The organism is Aureivirga marina (assembly GCF_015767265.1).
In the GTDB taxonomy this organism is placed as follows: domain Bacteria; phylum Bacteroidota; class Bacteroidia; order Flavobacteriales; family Flavobacteriaceae; genus Aureivirga; species Aureivirga marina.
On the sequence record NZ_JADPIB010000011.1, the window covers coordinates 1 to 16,847 of the forward strand.

The following is a 16,847-nucleotide window of genomic DNA, read 5'->3' on the forward strand; positions in this document are numbered from 1 at the left end:
TAAGCCTACCAGCGCAGATGGTACTGCCTTTGGTGGGAGAGTATGTCATCGCCTTTTTTTGAATCCTGATTCTTTTTTTGAATCAGGATTTTTTTTTGCTTTGAATTGAGATTTGACTTCGCTTAGTGAGTTGTGAATAGAAAAATATCTTTTACTACAAATAAATGTTTTGGCTTCGGCTGCGCTAAGCCACCGTTTTTTGTTTACCAATATTATGTATTGAGTGATTTTTGTAAATGTTAGCTTCGACTCCGCTCAGCTACCTTTAGATTTATATATAATAGATAGAATTTCATTTACGTTTGGATTTGGATTGGCTCAGTTACTTCGCTTTTCTTTTTTTTCTTGTTTTTTGTTTGAAAAACGGTTGCGTTAGGGATTGTAGCGGCATCCTTTTGCTGCTTGCAGATTTGCAGCAAAAGATATAGCGGAAAGCCCGACCCGAAGTTGTGACGAAGGGAAACGCCCAAATTATATTGAATAAATTATTAGAGATTCCAGTTGAAAAGTCCGCCTAAATCGGAAATGAATTGTCTATAGATATCTTCGTTGAACATTTCTATTATTAAATCTGTATCATTGAAAGGTTTTTGAGAATAACTTTTAGTTATAAGAGCATTATCTTCAAAAGTTAGAGCACGTTCATCACCTTTAAATTTTGCTGTTTTATTGATATGAGTTGTGTTTCCAGGAAAATTATGTCTTGATATTTCTTCATTTGTTTTGGAATCTTTCACGATTACAATCATATTTCCTGTAATATTTTTGATAGTTTCTGTATACGTTACAGTTGCGCTAACTGTTGTTTCTTTCCCATTGTCTTGGATAATTTTTGACCTTTTTATATCATAAGAATGTCTTTTTTCAGGAGAAATATTAATAGAATTCCAAGTCATATCTACTTCCCAATTGGTGTCAAAATCTTTTGATCTTTCGAATTTACTTCCAACATTATTTATTGTTAAGTTTTCAATAATTTTTTCAAGAATGTAATTGCTGGAGATACTTGAACCATCAGAACTAATTTCAAAATAGTTTCCTTGATTTTTATAGGTAACAGGAGCAAAATAGACATTCTTTTTTCCTTTTAAGATTGTTACATCTAATAAATCTTTTGTGTTTTTATAGTCAGGATTAATTTCTAGAACTTTTTTAAAATTTCGATAAGCAATGGCACTTCCAAAAGGATTATCAGTTTGATTAAGATATTTATTTCCTTCATCATATAGTTCTTTAGAAGCTTCTGAAGAGACACTATCTATGATTGCTTTATAATCTTTAGAATGAAGTGAAGCAGTTTCTTTTTGAGAAAGTACTAGATTATCTAGATAATATAAAGAATGTAATGTATTTAGAATTTCAATCCATGGTTTTTCCGAATATTCTGGACTGTTCAATTCGTCAAGTTGTTTATTGTATTTAGAAAGTGATTCGGTATAATGATTAAGAAAGATTTTTTTCAGTCGGCTTCTGTTAGGATGTTTAATATATTTTTGAAAAGCTTTTGTAGTAGCATGTTCTTTTTTTTGGATTTGACCAACAGTTAAAATGTGATCTTGACAGAATGAAAATTGTATTCCTGTGATAAAGAATACGAGAACTAATAACCTCATTTTTTTCTATTTTGAATTTAGAATTAAATTAATAAAAATGAGAAAGCTAGTCATTTTTTGAAGTCATAAGCTTTTGTTTAAAAAGTATCAATTTAATCATAAATTTTAATAGAAAATAGATAAGTCGATAATTGAAAACAGACTTGAAAATAGTTTTTAAAATGCTTAAAAACGATATAAATCAATAAAAAGCAGTAATATTTTTGCGAAATATTTGTTTCTTTTATAAATTACATAAGGATTTTGACTTAAAAAGAAAAAGTTAAATCTGCATTTATTCCTAATTTATAACAACAGATTTTTTAACTATGAAAATTGCAAAAATGATTTTTTTCATTCTTATAGCACTAATAATTGTGTTAGTGGTCTATAATTACCCGCGTTTAAATATTATAACTGGATTTGCAGCCAAAAATGTGTGTTCTTGTACTTTTGTTGCGGATAGAAAGTTGAAATCGATAGAATCAGAAGACAATGGTTTTTCTCCAATTAAAATGGCAAAAAATAAGATTGATTTTGAAGAAAAATCGGTTACTTCAACTGTATTTGGATTGAAGAAAAGAAAAGCAGTTTATAGGGAAGGATTAGGTTGTGTTTTATTACCAGAAAACAATCCGAAATCTAGAAAGATTGAAGAGCCGAATAGAAATTTAACACCAATTCAGAAACCATTTCCGTATGGGAATTTAGAGCCAAAAGATTCGGTTTTTGCAAATATTGATTATGATAAATTAAATCAGGCAATTGAAAATGCTTTTGATGAAGATATAGATTCGGCAAAGAAAAAAACAAAAGCAGTTTTAGTTGTTTATAAAGACCATATTATTGGAGAAAAATATATGGAAGGATATAATAAAGATACACGACTTTTGGGTTGGTCAATGACGAAAAGTTTGACGAATACAATGTTTGGAATTCTTCAAAAAGACTCCATTTTTGATATTCACAAACCTGCGCCAGTAGAGGAATGGAAAAAAGATGATAGAAGAAAAATTACAACAAAAGAATTATTGAAAATGAATAGTGGTTTAGAATGGGTTGAAGATTATAATTCGATTTCTGATGTTACAAAAATGCTTTTTCAAGCGAGTAATATGACTAAACCGCAAGCAGAAAAAAGAGAGAAGCATAAGCCAAATAAATTTTTTAATTATTCGTCTGGAACAACAAATTTGCTTTCAGGAATTTTAAGAGAACAATTTGAAACACATCAAGAATATTTAGATTTTCCATATAAATCATTTATTGATAAAATGGGAATGCATTCTATGTTGATTGAGACAGATTGTGCAGGAAATTATGTTTTATCCTCTTACGGTTGGGCAAATACAAGAGATTGGGCAAAATTTGGATTGTTATATCTTCATAAAGGAAATTGGGATGGAGAACAAATAATTAAAGAATCTTGGGTTGGTTATACGCATTCTCCAGCACCTAATTCGGATGATCGTTATGGAGAGCATTTTTGGATAAACAAAGGAGGATTTTATCCAAATTCACCAAGAGATATGTATTCTGCGAATGGATATCAAGGACAAAGAATTTTTATAATTCCGAGTAAAGATATGGTAATTGTTCGTCTTGGATATTCAGAAACAGATAGATTTGATTTTGATGGATTGGTAAGCAAAATTGTAGCATCTGTGAAATAGAGAAATTTTAACATGAAAATATAGGTTAAAGAGCTAAATAATTGCTTTAAATACTGTGATTTTAAAGCAATTATTTTTATTTTTAATGGCTCTAAATAATTTATATTTCATGCAACAAAAAGTAAAAAACTGGCTCAAAAAAATAGGACTTGTTGGGTTTTTATTTTTCTTTATCAAAGGCTTAATTTGGTTGGCAATCTTTTTTGGTTTAGGAAAATGGCTCAAAGATTTATTTTAATAAAAAAAAAGAAAAATTGTTTGTGAATGGAAGAAAAGAAATGTTTGAATTGCGGTGAGAGTTTTGTAGGTAGAATTGACAAAAAATACTGTTCAGATTATTGTCGAAATACCTATAATAATCGCTTGGACAAAGATGAAAAAAATTTGATTCGAAATATTAATAATCGACTTCGAAAGAATTATAAAATATTAACTGAATTAAATGTAAATGGAAAGACAAAAGTTTCAAAACATAAGCTTTTAAGTAATGGATTTGATTTTGATTATTTGACTTCTATTTATACTACTAAAAAAGGAACTGTGTATCATTTTTGTTATGATCAAGGGTATTTAGCTTTGGAAAATGATTTGTTTGTTTTGATAAAACGAGAATAGATTTTTATGTTACATTTGTCTTTTAAAAAGATGAATTACATGAAAAAATTGATTCTTTTCCTTGTTTTATTTACTTCGATTTTAACAATTCAAGCACAGGGAAAATCTGTTTATAAACTTTATAACGAAAAAGGAAAAAAGGTTCGTTATCAGAAAATGCTGCGAAAAATTAAGAAAGCAGATATTGTTTTGGTTGGAGAATTTCATAATAATCCGATTTCACATTGGATGGAATACATAATTTTAGAAGATGTTTCAAAAAAGAAAGATGTGAAAATTGGAATGGAAATGTTTGAAACAGATGTTCAGAAAGATTTAAATGCATTTTTAAATGATGAAATTACAAAAGAAGCTTTTGATACTTTGACAAGAACTTGGTCAAATTTTGATACAGATTATTTACAATTAATTGATTTTTCTAAGAAGCATAAAATTGCTGTTATTGCTTCAAATGTTCCACGAAAATATGCTAGAATTGTATATAAAAAAGGATTTGAAGGATTAGATGAATTATCAACTGAAGAGAAAAATTTTATTGCTCCTTTACCTATATTATATGATAAAAATTTACCAAGTTATCAGAAAATGATGAAAATGATGGGAGGACATGGTGGACCAAATTTGCCTAAAGCACAAGCAATAAAAGATGCAACAATGGCAAATTCTATTTTAAAAAATAGAAAAGAAGGAGAGGTTTTTATTCATTTTAATGGTTCTTATCATTCAGATGATTTTGAAGGAATTTATTGGTATTTAAAAAAGACAAATCCAGATTTAAATATTATTACAATTTCAATTGTTGAGCAAAAAGAAGTAGATTCATTTGAAAAAGAAAATAAAGGAAAAGCCGATTATATAATGGTTGTAGATGAGAAAGTAACTAAATCATATTAATTTAAAATATAAAAAAAGCAGCGAAAATAGACGCTGCTTTTTTATTTAAAATATATATTTTAAAACGTTTTAGCTCAACATCATTTTTGCTTTTTTCAAAGCTTCTACTAAAGCATCAATTTCTTCTTTTGTATTATAGAATGCGAAAGAAGCACGGATTGTTCCTGGAATTTTATAAAAATTCATAATTGGTTGTGTACAATGATGACCAGTTCGAACAGCAATTCCAAGTTTATCGATAATTGTTCCGATATCATAAGGATGAATTCCTTCAATATTAAAAGAAATTACACTTGTCTTATTAGGAGATGTTCCATAAATCTTTAAACCTTCAATTTCTAAAAGCTTTTCTGTTCCGTATTCTAATAATTCATGTTCGTATGCTTTAATATTTTCGATTCCAATTTCATTGATATAATCAATAGCAGTTCCGAAAACAATTCCAGCTTCGATATTTGGAGTTCCAGCTTCAAATTTATGAGGTAAATCAGCGTATGTTGTTTTTTCGAAAGTAACTTCTTTAATCATTTCCCCACCTCCATGATAAGGAGGAAGTTTATGAAGCCATTCTTCTTTACCGTATAAAAATCCGATTCCAGTTGGTCCATACATTTTATGAGCAGAACAAGTATAGAAATCGCAATCTAAAGCTTGTAAATCTACTTTTTCATGAGGAGTAGCTTGCGCACCATCAATAAGAACAGCAGCATTTACAGCATGAGCTTTTTCGATGATTTCTTCAATAGGATTGATTGTTCCTAAAGCATTTGAAATATGATTTACAGCAACAATTTTTGTTTTATCAGACAGAAGATTTGTAAAAGTTTCCATATCTAAACTTCCATCTTCGAACATTGGAATTACTTTTAAAATAGCTCCAGTTCTTTCACATAATAATTGCCAAGGAACGATATTCGAATGATGTTCAATTGCAGAAATAATGATTTCATCTTCTTTGTTAATTAAAGAAGTAAATGAACTTGCAACTAAATTAATTGCTTCTGTAGTTCCTCTTGTGAAAATAATCTCGTGAGCATGTTTTGCATTAAAATGTTGTTGGATTTTAAAACGAGATTCTTCATAAGCATCCGTTGCTAATTGGCTCAAAGTATGAACGCCACGATGAATATTAGAATTGATTGTTTCGTAATATTTTTCAATAGCATCAATAACAACTTTTGGTTTTTGACTTGAGGCTGCATTATCAAAATAAATTAATGGTTTTCCATTTACAGTTCTATGCAAAATAGGAAAATCATTTCGTACTTTATTTATATCAATCATATTGTATTCAATTTCAGTAATGCAAAGGTACTATATATTCTTTTACAAAATGTTAAAGTGTTATTTAGAAAATTTATAGACTTATAAATAAAAAAAGCGTTGAAAAAAATTCAACGCTTCCCAAACCAAAAACAACGTAGAAAACTTAAGATTTTCTACAATCTATAACTAAAATATATCGAAGATATTTAGTTTTATCTAGAAGGAAAAAGAACGTGTTTGTGGTACATTATCAATTAACACTTGTAATATTAGTTTTCATAATTCAGATATTCTTTTTTTCGTATTGAAAAGGAAGAATAAAATTGGTAATACAATTTAATTTATGATAATGTAACTTGATAAAACTAAATACTTCAATAACTAAAACAATTTGATATATGAATGAAATTTTTGAACCAAAATGTTGCATAGTTTTTTGGTTAGAATGAAGAAGTAGTTTTTAAATATTACTTCAATTAAAAATCAGAAATATATGGTTAGTTTTTTTACAAAAACTGAACTATGCAACATCGTTTGGTTTCCTTTATTATGGTCTTATTTTAATGATTTTGAATCTTCTGTTTGATATTTATATTTAAAAGTATAATGAGCTGATTCTGCCGTTTGGTCAATAGTAGTTGGACTATCTTTGTAATAACTTAAGATTTCCATTTTTGCATATTTTCCATTATCTGTTTTAACAACGATAACTTTTCCAGGAATTGGTGTAATTGTGTGGTATTGATTGTCGTAATTATACCATCCATTTCCTCCTCCTTTTTTAATCGCTAATTCTGTATCCGTATCCTCTCTAAATTCTGAATCTTCTGGAGCAGTTTTAATATCGTCAAAAGTTCCGTCAACAACTACTGACATTGCAGAACCATTTCCACTAACTCCTGAATTTGTAATAATTGTAGTTCCTTTAAAAGCAATGTCCCAACTTTCACTTTCATCTACTAATCCTCCTTCAGCAAAACTGAAATAATTAAAAGGATTCGCTTGAATAATATCTCCAGTAACATAATCAATTACATCATTTGGCATATGTAAATTTGTAATGTTTTTTAATTCTAACTCCACAGGCTCTGTAGGGTCAATTGTTTGTGTAGAATTATCATCATCATCTGAACAACTCACAAAAGAGAATGAAAGTAATGCTATAAATAAAAAGCTAAGGAATAAATTATTTTTTTTCATGATTTCTTTAGTTTATAAATTTAATTTTAGTGATGTGTATAAAATCCTTCCAGGAAGGGAAGTAATTGTATATTCATCTGTTTTATATGTGTAATCAAATAAGTTCTCTGCTCCAATGCTTAAAATCAATTTATTTTCAAAAAATGGTCTAGAAAAGTTAGTGTTTACAAGGGTGTATCCTTCCGTGTACTCATTATCTGAGTCTAAAATTCCGGATCCATTTAGATCTGCAAAACCATATTTTCCTTTATAAATAATTCTAAGATTTCCTGATATTTTTTTCCAAAAATTAGTTGCACTGATTTTAAAGTTTGCCGTATGTTTTGATCGATTGAAAAGTCCTCCATAATCCGATAATTTTAATTTAAAGGATTCACCAGTTTTTGGATTTCTTCCATATCGTTTTCCATCTTTAATTTCTTGTACAACATCTTTATCTTTTGCATCTAAATATTGATAACCTGCACTAAATTTTAATTTTTCATTCAGATGGTAAGAAACATCTACTGTAATACCTTGCGTATAGACTCTGCGAACATTCTTATAACTATAGACAAATTGATTGTTTGTTTTTAAAGCAATTGCAGTAGATTCAATTAGATTATCTAAGTCATTTCTAAAAAGATTTCCTTTGATAAACACGTTTTTGATTGGAGAATAATTGAATCCAAAGTTAATTCCAACAGATGTTTCAGGATCAATCTTACCATCATTATCTTTAATTTTATAATAATCATCATACAAAACAGGCTCTCCATTTTCGCCTAATTTTATCTGATTTTCTTGAATTAACTTCTCAACACCTTCCACAACATATGTAGTTCCGAAAACTGTATATCCTACAGAAGCGTTTGAGAAGTTTAAGTATAGCTGTTGGAAAGTTGGCTTTTTAAAACCAGTTCCAATACTAGCATTAATAGAGAAATTATCAGAGAAACGGTAAAAACCCGAAAATTTAGGATTGAATTGCGTGGTAAATGCATCGTGTTTATCAATTCTTGCACCTATTGTTATGTTTGCTTTTTTGTTGATATCCCATAAATATTGTGCATAAGTGAATAAATTATTTGCTTTAAATGTGATATCTTCAGCTAAACGTGACGTATTTACGGTTTCACGAATATATCCCAATCCTAAAGTGATTGTATGAGCGTTTTTAATTTTATATGTCGTTTTCGATTCTAATTGTTGAAAAGTTTCATTAAAAAATGATGCGTCATATGTTTCATTTGATGCTTCAAAAATAGATTCTGAATCGGTTTTATATTTTGTATAATACCATCTTAAATTTGTTTCTAAATCATCTGAAATCTCTATGTCAATTTTCGGAACAATAAAGAAATCTTTTATATTTCCTTCTGAATTAATGATTAAATCATTATTCAAATAATCATAATCTTGCTTTTCTTGAAAATAACGTCCACCAACTGTAAACTTGATTTTTTTAGTAAAATCATAACCAATATTTGTCAAAAATGTTTGATTATTAAATGGTGAAACTGTTTCTCCAAAAGTTTCTGGGAATAAATCATATCCATCTGTTTGATAATGATTAATTCCAAGATTTAATTTGAATTTATCCTTTACAAAATCCAATTCTGCATTTCCAGTAATTGTATTATTTGTCGCATATCTTCCTATAATAGAAGCTGAAGTCCTATCTGCTTTTTTTGTAATAATATTTATTACACCTCCCAAAGCTTCTGAACCATATAAACTGGAACTTGGTCCTTTTACAATTTCTATTTGTTCAATATCTCCAACATTAATTCTGGATAAATCAAATGTTCCAGAAACTCGACCTACAAGTGGATTTCCATCTACAAGAATTAAAATATAATCTGAATTTAATCCTTGTACTTGAACACCAGCTCCATGATCATAAACAATATCTAAACCTGTGACTTCTTGTAAAACATCTTTTAGATTTGTCACTCCCAGAGATTCTATATCTTTTGCTTTCAATAAAGTCACAGGAACCGAAATATTACTTAGTTGTCTTTTTGTCTTCGTTGCGGTAATCACGACTTCATCCAAATCGTTTATTGTATCCTTTTTTTGTGTTTGTTGCGCTGAAATTGTTTGGATGAACGCAAACACAAAAAATAAAGTTCCAATTGTATGCTTCATTTCTTCTAGTTTAGACAAAAATCATATGTCATTTCTGTTTCTAAATCTGCCTCTTTCTGTTCCTTCTTTTTCATAGAAAAAAGAGAAAACAATTCTTCTAATTCTCGCATGTTAAAAGAAATTTTTAAAGTCTCACTATTCGTTGGTAAAAGAATATTTTTTCCTAAAGAATGACATAATATTCCTTCTTCTAAATGTTTTTGATAAAGACTTTTAATGTAGTTTCTGAATCGATCATATCCTACAATCGAAAAAGTGAAATTCAAATTCTTATACTCAATCTGATAATGATTACACTCAAGACATTTGTAAATCACTCCATTTTCCGTTCTGCTTATTAATTGAATTTGATGACTCATATCCACATTTGTTTTCTGTTGATGGTACAAATATAGATATTATTTTTATTTAGACTTAATATAAATAAGAAAAAAATATAATTTTTTTTCAACATCTTTTTGTAGCCCCTGAAAACAAAAGGATTTCAGGTTTAAAAAAAATCTAGAAATAAAAAAACTGTCGAAACTAAATAGAATCGACAGTTTAAATTATGAATGAAAAAGAGTAATGGCGTTTTATAAAAGGTATTTCACTCCGAATAAAACATATCTTGGTTGAACATAATATGTCGTCGTTCTTTGGAAAGTTTGTGTAAATGAATTGTCTTCTACTGTTTTTGTATCCAACAAATTTGTCGCAGAAACTCGAAATTCCCATTTACTTCCTTCTTTTTGATAATACAGATTAGCGTCTAAAAATGCATAAGTATTTTTAATGGTTTCATCTGTATCTCTATAATTATAATAATCATAATTTGCATCAATTGTGAAGTTTTTCAGGAAACTATATTCCACACGAACAAAAGGTTTATCTGTGATATAAGTTGTTTTATTAGATGCTAATGTATAATCAGAAAAACTTTTTCTATATCCAAATTCAAAATTCGGAAACGTATCAAAATTCGTGTTTACTTTTACCTGATATGATTGCGTAAAAGATTCTGAAGTCTGATATTGACTATTAATTACATTGTAAAATTTTGAATAATTTCCATTAGCTGTAAATCCTAATTTATACTTTCCAAAATTCTTGTCAATACTTCCTCTTGCTGATAAAGTTTCATCTGTAAAATCAGAATTAATTGGTGTAGATTCTTGATCAATTCCAGAAATATCAACAAAATTTTTAATTGCATCTATTTTTCTAGAATAATTCACATTTGCAAAAATATTAGTGAATGAGAACATATTTATATTCGAATAACTCAAATTATAATTATGATACTGCGCACTTTCTAAATTTCTATTTCCTTTTTGTAAACTATTATAATTTGTAAAAATAGATCCTTCAGCAATATTATTTATGTCTGAAAATTCATTTGTTACATTATATTTAAAACGTAATGTTTCCGAACTTGTAAATTCATATTCTGCTAAGAAATCTCCTAAAAATCGAACTTGATCATCATTTTGTGTAATTCCTAATTGCTTATTTTGAACTAAATATTGATGAACACTAACTCCAGGTAAAAGCAAAAGCTTTCCAAATTTCACTTTATAATGTAGACTCAAAAAGATATCAGAAAATGTATATGAAACTTCATTATTTAAATTGTCTTCTGGAAAATTTATCGTTGTTCCATCACTTAATCTTTGCGAAATATCAGAAGTAAGTTTTTGAATATTTGTCGTATTTCCTAAAGTAAAATTCAAATTACTTTTATTGTTTAAAACATTATAATAATCAACTTTTACATCAATTTTATTCGTGTGAATATTCCTGTTTTGCTGAATATCATAAATATCTTGACTTACAAAAGGAATCGATTGAAATGGTGATTCATCTGTTGGACTGTCAATAATTGCTTCATAAATTGGTTTTTCTTTTGTGTATAAATGTTGTGCTGCAAGCGAAATAATATTCTTTTCATTTATCGTGTGATGATAACCAATATTTTGATTTAAAGAAACTGGTAAATCTTCTTGAATCGTACGAATATCTCCTTTGATAGATGAATTTAATCCTCCGTCTTCAGTTTGTTTTGCAATTTTAAATAAAGCATCATATTCAAAATGTGTATCTAAATTTGGCTTATGTGTTGCACTAAACTTTAAAAGTCCAAGCTGATTTTTTTGTAAAGCTGTATTGTCACTATCAATTTCTGTTTCATTTGTTTCAATGAAAGTTCGCATACTTTGCGATTTATTATCTGTTCTAGTTTCATTAAAAATAGCAAATCCATTAAAATCCCATTTGCTTTCTTTTGTTGAAAAACTAAAGTTTGCAGCACCGAATTTTGCTGTGATTTCTTGCACTTTTGTATCTTGAAAAAAGTTGAATCCAGCCAAGTTTGAAGATAAATTAATACTCGAACCTCCTTTACGCATTAAGTTTTTAAAACCACCAGAAAACTTGATATAATCTCGGAACGTGAACGGAACTTCCCCAGTATTGTTGATGTTACCAATCAAGTTTATGCTTTTTTCTGGACTATAATAGAAAAGTTTTGGATTAAAAGAATAGCGATCTTCAATTCCTCCAGCAGCATTTATTTCTCCAAACCAAAAATTCTTTTTCCCTTCTTTTAATAAAATATTCATTGCAATATTATCCGAATCATCTTCCAAACCACGAATCGGGGCAACATCATTATGATTTTTTAAAACTTCAATTTTTGAAATTGCATCTGCTGGAATATTTTTTGTGGCAAGTTTCGAATCTCCATCAAAGAAATCTTTTCCTTCTACCATCACTTTCGAAACAGTTTTTCCTTCTACTTCAATTTCTCCATCCTCATTAACTTCAATCCCTGGAAGTTTTTTCAAAACATCTTCCAACTTTTTTTCTTTTCCATTGGTAAAAGCATCTGTTGTATAAGATATTTTGTCTCCCTCAATTGTAATCGGAATTTCATAAGTAATTTCTACTTCATCTAAAGTGTTATCATCTTCATCTAAAACAACATTATAAGTTAATTTCTTTGGATTTCCTGATAAATCTAATGGAATTTCCTTCATTTGAAATCCTAAAAAACTAACTTGTAATACAATTGGTTCATCTGTTGGAACCGCCAATTTAAATTGTCCTTTTGTGTCGGTAATAGCAAATTTTTTGATTGCTTTCGTTTCTGGATTTACCGCTAAAACATTTGCAAGTTCCAACGCAACTCCAGTACTGTCTTTGACAGTTCCAGTTATTGTCGTTTTTTGTGCAAAACTAACAGCTGTTCCAAAAAGGAAAAAAACTATAAATATCTTTTTTAAATACATTTTTCTTGATTTTCTTTTGAATTATCGACCTCTTCCTCCTGGAATTCTTCCTCCAGATCTTCCACCACGACGGAAGTTTTTAGACATTTCTTGCATTTTCTTTTCTCTTGTTTCATCAAATTTTTCTTGTGAAACAACTTTTCCTCCTTTTGGCGGATTGATTTCTACTTTTTCAGAAGGATTTAAAGTAATTTGTGTACAAAGCAATTGTGTATTTCCAATATTTGCTTCTAAAATTAATCCTGGTAAACCACCAAATTTTTCTGGACCAACACTAATTGGTATTTGAGGCGTGTACCAAACCGTAATTTTTACTTCCTTAATTATTGGTTCAATTTTTTTATTTCCATTTCCTTTTTTACGCATATTTTCTCGCATCTGACGAGCTTCTGCTTGTAAATCTCTCATTTGTGTTGTGGCTGTCGCTTTGTAACAAGTATAATTTCCAATTTGTTTTGTTTCATTTTCTAAAGTCCACTCATATTCTGGAAGTTTGTCTTCAATCAAAAAGTTTTTTCCGAAAAGTTCTTGCTTATTTATATAGGTACGATTTTGAATATTCGTATAAAGAATTCCATTACTCACAGTTCCTCCAGACATAATATTTGCCATCATTTTAATTCTTCCTGCTCTCGGATTTGTAGCTCCAACATCTACTTTTGCTTCTTCTGTGTAAAGCGCAGCTTTTTGTGTGAAATCTAGAATATATCTCTTTTCAAGTTCTTGTTTCAACATATTTTCGAAAGCTTTTCTTCTTTCTTGTCGAATCTGATCTTGTTTTGTAGTGTCTTGTGGTCGATTAAGATTTAAAACTGTTTTTGATTGATAAATCGCTTTTCCTTGAAATTTTTGTGCAAAAAATAGTGTAGGAATCAAGAAAAATATTGCTAAGATTAAATTTTGTACTTTTTTCATTTTATGGTGCTGTTTTGTTTATAAAAACTTAGACATCCTTTTTTTTTGAAAGTTTAAATTATTGCCTAATGATTTTTACATTTGAATTTCCTCTGTTGTTTTTATGTTGATCTGAAAATGCTTTGACTTTCTTTTCTACAATTTTTTCAAATTGTTCTTGTTTCACTTTTTTTCCATTTTTTGGAATTTTAATCTCTATTTCTTTTTTAGGATTTAAAGTGATTTTTGTACAAAGAAATTGTCTTTTCCCATCGTTAATTTCTAGAATCATTCCTGGAAGTCCACTGTATAAATCTGGTCCGATACTCAATGGAATTTGCATTGTATACCAAGCTGTAACTGTTGATTCTTCTGTTTTTGCAATTGCTTTATGACAAGTATAATTTCCAATTTTCTTAGTTTCATTTGTCATTTCCCAATTATATTCTGGCATTTTATCTACAACTAAAAATCGCTTTCCAAAAAACTCTTTTTCTGCTTTATAATCTTTCTTTGCAATGTTTTTATATAAAACTCCTTGTTTTGTGGAAGTTCCTCCAAATACTTTTACTTGAACTGCTGGATTTTCAACTTCCAATTTTTCTTCTTCTATAAAATTTGCCTCTTTTGAAGTAAAATTTAAAAAGTATCTTTTTTCAAATTGCTTTTTTAATTGTTGTTGAATCATTTTTTTGATTTCAGGATTTTGCAAGGCAGTATTTGTAGAATCTTTATCTAAATCAACCTCCACATTTATCTTCGATTGATAAATTGCTGTTCCACTAAAATTTTGAGAAAAAACTAGTGTAGGAATAAAAAATAGAGCTAGAATAATAGGTAGAATTAATTTTGTTTTCATAATGGTCTAAAATTTATTTTCCAAAAGTATAGAGGGCTTCTTAAGATTTGAGTTAACAAACGTTAACGAGTGTTAACGATGAAAAATGAATGAAAATTAATTCTACTTTTGAGCTATGATTGGAAAAAATTATACGACAGGAATTATCTTTATTTGTATCACAATTTTGCTTGTAATTGGAACACAATTCTATTGGAATCAAAAGAATTACGTGTTGAAAAAGCATAATTTAAAACAACAAATTCAAAAGATTTTAGACAATTCAATTGAAAGTTATTATACAGATAAAACACAAAATTCATTTTTTACTTTTTCAAATAGCCAAGCTGCAACAATAGAGATTGATACGATTGTTTTGCCTTTTCGAAATTCTCCAATTTCTAAGAAAAGAGAATTTCATAAAATGTTAGTTGGAAAATATAAAAATGATAGTTTGAAAATGGGAGTTCCAAAGGAAATAGAATCTATCAATATACATACAGATAGTTTAAAAAAGAAATTTCCAATCCGTTTTGAATATCCAAGAAGATTTAATCTTAATAGAAAAGAGCATCCAAAAATTGATAGTTTACTTACTAAAATTCTTGTTTCTGTTTTTGAAAATTCTATTTCTGTAGATACACTTGGAAATAAAATCAAGAAAGAATTTGAAAAACAAGAAATCGATTTGGATTTCAAATTGTCTTTAAAAGAAAATCATTTTCAAGAACGAATATCAAAAAATTATTATTCTAATTTAAAAGATACAATTTCAAATTCTGAATTTAAACTTAAAGCAAGTCCACTTCTTTTTGCAAATGATACAGATTTAGAAATGACTTTAGAAAAAGATAGTTCCGAAGTTTTTAAAAAAATGTTTGGAAGTATTTTCCTGTCTTTAATTTTAACTTTAAGTGTAATTACTTGTTTGGTTTATTTGCTTAAAACAATCTATAAACAAAAGCAATTATCAGAGATTAAAAATGATTTGATTAGCAATATAACACATGAATTCAAAACACCAATTGCAACTACTTTTGCTGCAATTGAAGGAATGAAAAATTTCAATGTTTTAAATGATCAACAACGAACAGAAAATTATCTAAATATTTCTACAGAACAATTGAAAAAGTTAAATCTGATGGTTGAAAAACTTTTGGAAACAGCAACTTTAAAAAGTGAATCCATTGATTTAGATTTTAAGAAAATAAATTTAAGTGAATTGATTAAAAGCAGAGTGGAAAAATACCAAGAAAGATTTCCTACAAGAGAATTTATTTTACATAAAACAGAAAATATCGAATTACAAATAGATGCTTTTCATTTTGAAAATGCGGTGAATAATATTTTCGATAATGCAGTAAAATATGGAGGAAATGCAATTGAATGTTCAATTTATGAAAAATCAAATCAAATATTTATTGAAATTTCAGATGATGGAAAAGGAATTCCTAAATCTGAAAAAGACAAGATTTTCGAGCAATTTTATCGAATTTCAGACGGAGATAAACACGATGTAAAAGGTTTTGGAATTGGACTTTATTATACAAAGAAAATTATGGAAAAACACCACGGAAATATTCGTGTTATATATAAAAAAGGAAAAAGTATTTTTCAAATAGAATTACCAAAAAACAAATGAAAAAAATAAAAGTAATTTTAGCTGAAGATGAAGCAGCATTAGGTCAAATTATAAAAGAAAGTTTAGAAACGAGAGATTTTGAAGTGATTCATTGTTTGGATGGAGAAGAGGCTTTGGAAAAATTTACTTCTGGAAAACCAGATATTCTAGTTTTAGATGTGATGATGCCTTTAAAAGATGGATTTTCATTAGCTACAGAAATAAGAAATCTGGATGAGCAAATTCCGATTATTTTTCTTACATCAAAATCGCAAACAGCAGATGTTGTTAAAGGATTTTCGATTGGTGGAAATGATTATTTAAAGAAACCTTTTAGTATGGAAGAATTGATTGTCAGAATTCATGCACAATTAAGAAAAAACAACCAGAAAAAAGAAACTTCTAAATTAGGAAAATATGATTTCGATTATAAGAAGCAGCTTCTAACATTTGAAGAAGAAGAAATTCATTTGACACATCGTGAAGCAGAACTTTTGTATCATTTAATGTTGCATAAAAATGAAATTTTAGAACGAAGTGAAATTTTAAATAAACTTTGGGGTACAGATGATTTTTTTACGACAAGAAGTATGGATGTTTTTATTTCAAAACTTCGAAAGAAACTGAAAAAAGATACAACAATTCAAATAATCAATGTAAGAGGATTTGGATATAAATTGATTTTTTAAAATAGAAAAGTATAGAAAATAAAAAAGCCTGATAAAAATATCAGGCTTCAATTTTGCTCCCCCTCTTGGGCTCGAACCAAGGACCCTCTGATTAACAGTCAGATGCTCTAACCAACTGAGCTAAGGAGGAATTTATTTCTCTTTTGCGGTTGCAAATATATACGTT

The 16,847-nt window shown here is 28.2% G+C and carries 14 protein-coding genes and 1 tRNA gene; 6 read left to right on the top strand and 9 right to left on the bottom strand.

The window, feature by feature from the left end; translation table 11 throughout:
* Positions 1-488 precede the first annotated feature (488 nt).
* Positions 489-1,613, bottom strand: a complete 1,125-nt coding sequence (locus I1A51_RS17015) for a hypothetical protein (protein WP_196896072.1) — start codon at positions 1,611-1,613, stop codon at positions 489-491.
* Between the two features lie 362 nt (positions 1,614-1,975).
* Between I1A51_RS17015 and I1A51_RS17020 the strand changes: the two genes are divergently transcribed.
* The 4 genes from I1A51_RS17020 to I1A51_RS17030 all read left to right on the top strand — a co-directional run bounded on the left by I1A51_RS17020 (position 1,976) and on the right by I1A51_RS17030 (position 4,774).
* Complete coding sequence (locus tag I1A51_RS17020) at positions 1,976-3,265, top strand: serine hydrolase domain-containing protein (RefSeq protein WP_317192855.1); 1,290 nt, start codon at positions 1,976-1,978, stop codon at positions 3,263-3,265.
* A 109-nt stretch (positions 3,266-3,374) separates the two neighbouring features.
* Positions 3,375-3,503 (top strand): hypothetical protein, encoded by a 129-nt coding sequence (locus tag I1A51_RS17720; protein ID WP_262895833.1) that lies wholly within the window; start codon positions 3,375-3,377, stop codon positions 3,501-3,503.
* A gap of 26 nt (positions 3,504-3,529) precedes the next feature.
* Complete coding sequence (locus tag I1A51_RS17025) at positions 3,530-3,880, top strand: hypothetical protein (RefSeq protein WP_196896074.1); 351 nt, start codon at positions 3,530-3,532, stop codon at positions 3,878-3,880.
* Positions 3,881-3,919: 39 nt separating this feature from the next.
* The gene (locus I1A51_RS17030; RefSeq protein ID WP_196896075.1) at positions 3,920-4,774 is read left to right on the top strand and encodes a ChaN family lipoprotein; all 855 of its coding nucleotides are present in this window, start codon (positions 3,920-3,922) and stop codon (positions 4,772-4,774) included.
* Positions 4,775-4,843: 69 nt separating this feature from the next.
* On the opposite strand, the gene I1A51_RS17035 is transcribed toward I1A51_RS17030, so the two are convergent.
* From I1A51_RS17035 to I1A51_RS17065, 7 genes are all read right to left on the bottom strand, one after another.
* A complete protein-coding gene (locus tag I1A51_RS17035) occupies positions 4,844-6,058 on the bottom strand; it encodes an aminotransferase class V-fold PLP-dependent enzyme (RefSeq protein WP_231374066.1) in 1,215 nt (404 codons plus the stop codon).
* 537 nt (positions 6,059-6,595) lie between these two features.
* Complete coding sequence (locus tag I1A51_RS17040) at positions 6,596-7,240, bottom strand: HmuY family protein (RefSeq protein ID WP_196896076.1); 645 nt, start codon at positions 7,238-7,240, stop codon at positions 6,596-6,598.
* Between the two features lie 12 nt (positions 7,241-7,252).
* Positions 7,253-9,370, bottom strand: coding sequence for a TonB-dependent receptor plug domain-containing protein (locus I1A51_RS17045; RefSeq protein ID WP_196896077.1), 2,118 nt, complete (start codon positions 9,368-9,370; stop codon positions 7,253-7,255).
* Positions 9,371-9,375: 5 nt separating this feature from the next.
* Entirely contained in the window at positions 9,376-9,729 is a 354-nt protein-coding gene (locus I1A51_RS17050) for a DUF6686 family protein (RefSeq protein WP_196896078.1), read from the bottom strand.
* A gap of 216 nt (positions 9,730-9,945) precedes the next feature.
* Positions 9,946-12,639: a TonB-dependent receptor gene (locus I1A51_RS17055; protein ID WP_196896081.1), complete on the bottom strand. Its 2,694-nt coding sequence runs from the start codon at positions 12,637-12,639 to the stop codon at positions 9,946-9,948.
* Positions 12,640-12,660: 21 nt separating this feature from the next.
* The gene (locus I1A51_RS17060; protein ID WP_196896083.1) at positions 12,661-13,554 is read right to left on the bottom strand and encodes a GLPGLI family protein; all 894 of its coding nucleotides are present in this window, start codon (positions 13,552-13,554) and stop codon (positions 12,661-12,663) included.
* A gap of 58 nt (positions 13,555-13,612) precedes the next feature.
* A complete protein-coding gene (locus I1A51_RS17065; protein ID WP_196896085.1) occupies positions 13,613-14,392 on the bottom strand; it encodes a GLPGLI family protein in 780 nt (259 codons plus the stop codon).
* A gap of 115 nt (positions 14,393-14,507) precedes the next feature.
* Here I1A51_RS17065 and I1A51_RS17070 point away from each other — a divergent pair, with 115 nt between their 5' ends.
* Together I1A51_RS17070 and I1A51_RS17075 are read left to right on the top strand one after the other, a co-directional pair.
* Complete coding sequence (locus I1A51_RS17070; RefSeq protein WP_196896087.1) at positions 14,508-16,013, top strand: sensor histidine kinase; 1,506 nt, start codon at positions 14,508-14,510, stop codon at positions 16,011-16,013.
* Complete coding sequence (locus I1A51_RS17075) at positions 16,010-16,681, top strand: response regulator transcription factor (RefSeq protein ID WP_196896089.1); 672 nt, start codon at positions 16,010-16,012, stop codon at positions 16,679-16,681. Before I1A51_RS17070 ends, I1A51_RS17075 begins: the two co-directional genes overlap by 4 nt.
* A 56-nt stretch (positions 16,682-16,737) precedes the next feature.
* Here I1A51_RS17075 and I1A51_RS17080 read toward each other — a convergent pair.
* Positions 16,738-16,811: transfer RNA gene (locus I1A51_RS17080), tRNA-Asn, on the bottom strand.
* Positions 16,812-16,847 lie beyond the last annotated feature (36 nt).

What these genes read in the sequence shown, in the direction of transcription:
- I1A51_RS17015 (WP_196896072.1), bottom strand. Translation starts at nt 1,613, where the DNA reads ATGAGGTTATTAGTTCTCGTATTCTTTATCACAGGAATACAATTTTCA.
- I1A51_RS17720 (WP_262895833.1), top strand. Translation starts at nt 3,375, where the DNA reads ATGCAACAAAAAGTAAAAAACTGGCTCAAAAAAATAGGACTTGTTGGG.
- I1A51_RS17025 (WP_196896074.1), top strand. Translation starts at nt 3,530, where the DNA reads ATGGAAGAAAAGAAATGTTTGAATTGCGGTGAGAGTTTTGTAGGTAGA.
- I1A51_RS17030 (WP_196896075.1), top strand. Translation starts at nt 3,920, where the DNA reads ATGAAAAAATTGATTCTTTTCCTTGTTTTATTTACTTCGATTTTAACA.
- I1A51_RS17035 (WP_231374066.1), bottom strand. Translation starts at nt 6,058, where the DNA reads ATGATTGATATAAATAAAGTACGAAATGATTTTCCTATTTTGCATAGA.
- I1A51_RS17040 (WP_196896076.1), bottom strand. Translation starts at nt 7,240, where the DNA reads ATGAAAAAAAATAATTTATTCCTTAGCTTTTTATTTATAGCATTACTT.
- I1A51_RS17045 (WP_196896077.1), bottom strand. Translation starts at nt 9,370, where the DNA reads ATGAAGCATACAATTGGAACTTTATTTTTTGTGTTTGCGTTCATCCAA.
- I1A51_RS17050 (WP_196896078.1), bottom strand. Translation starts at nt 9,729, where the DNA reads ATGAGTCATCAAATTCAATTAATAAGCAGAACGGAAAATGGAGTGATT.
- I1A51_RS17055 (WP_196896081.1), bottom strand. Translation starts at nt 12,639, where the DNA reads ATGTATTTAAAAAAGATATTTATAGTTTTTTTCCTTTTTGGAACAGCT.
- I1A51_RS17060 (WP_196896083.1), bottom strand. Translation starts at nt 13,554, where the DNA reads ATGAAAAAAGTACAAAATTTAATCTTAGCAATATTTTTCTTGATTCCT.
- I1A51_RS17065 (WP_196896085.1), bottom strand. Translation starts at nt 14,392, where the DNA reads ATGAAAACAAAATTAATTCTACCTATTATTCTAGCTCTATTTTTTATT.
- I1A51_RS17070 (WP_196896087.1), top strand. Translation starts at nt 14,508, where the DNA reads ATGATTGGAAAAAATTATACGACAGGAATTATCTTTATTTGTATCACA.
- I1A51_RS17075 (WP_196896089.1), top strand. Translation starts at nt 16,010, where the DNA reads ATGAAAAAAATAAAAGTAATTTTAGCTGAAGATGAAGCAGCATTAGGT.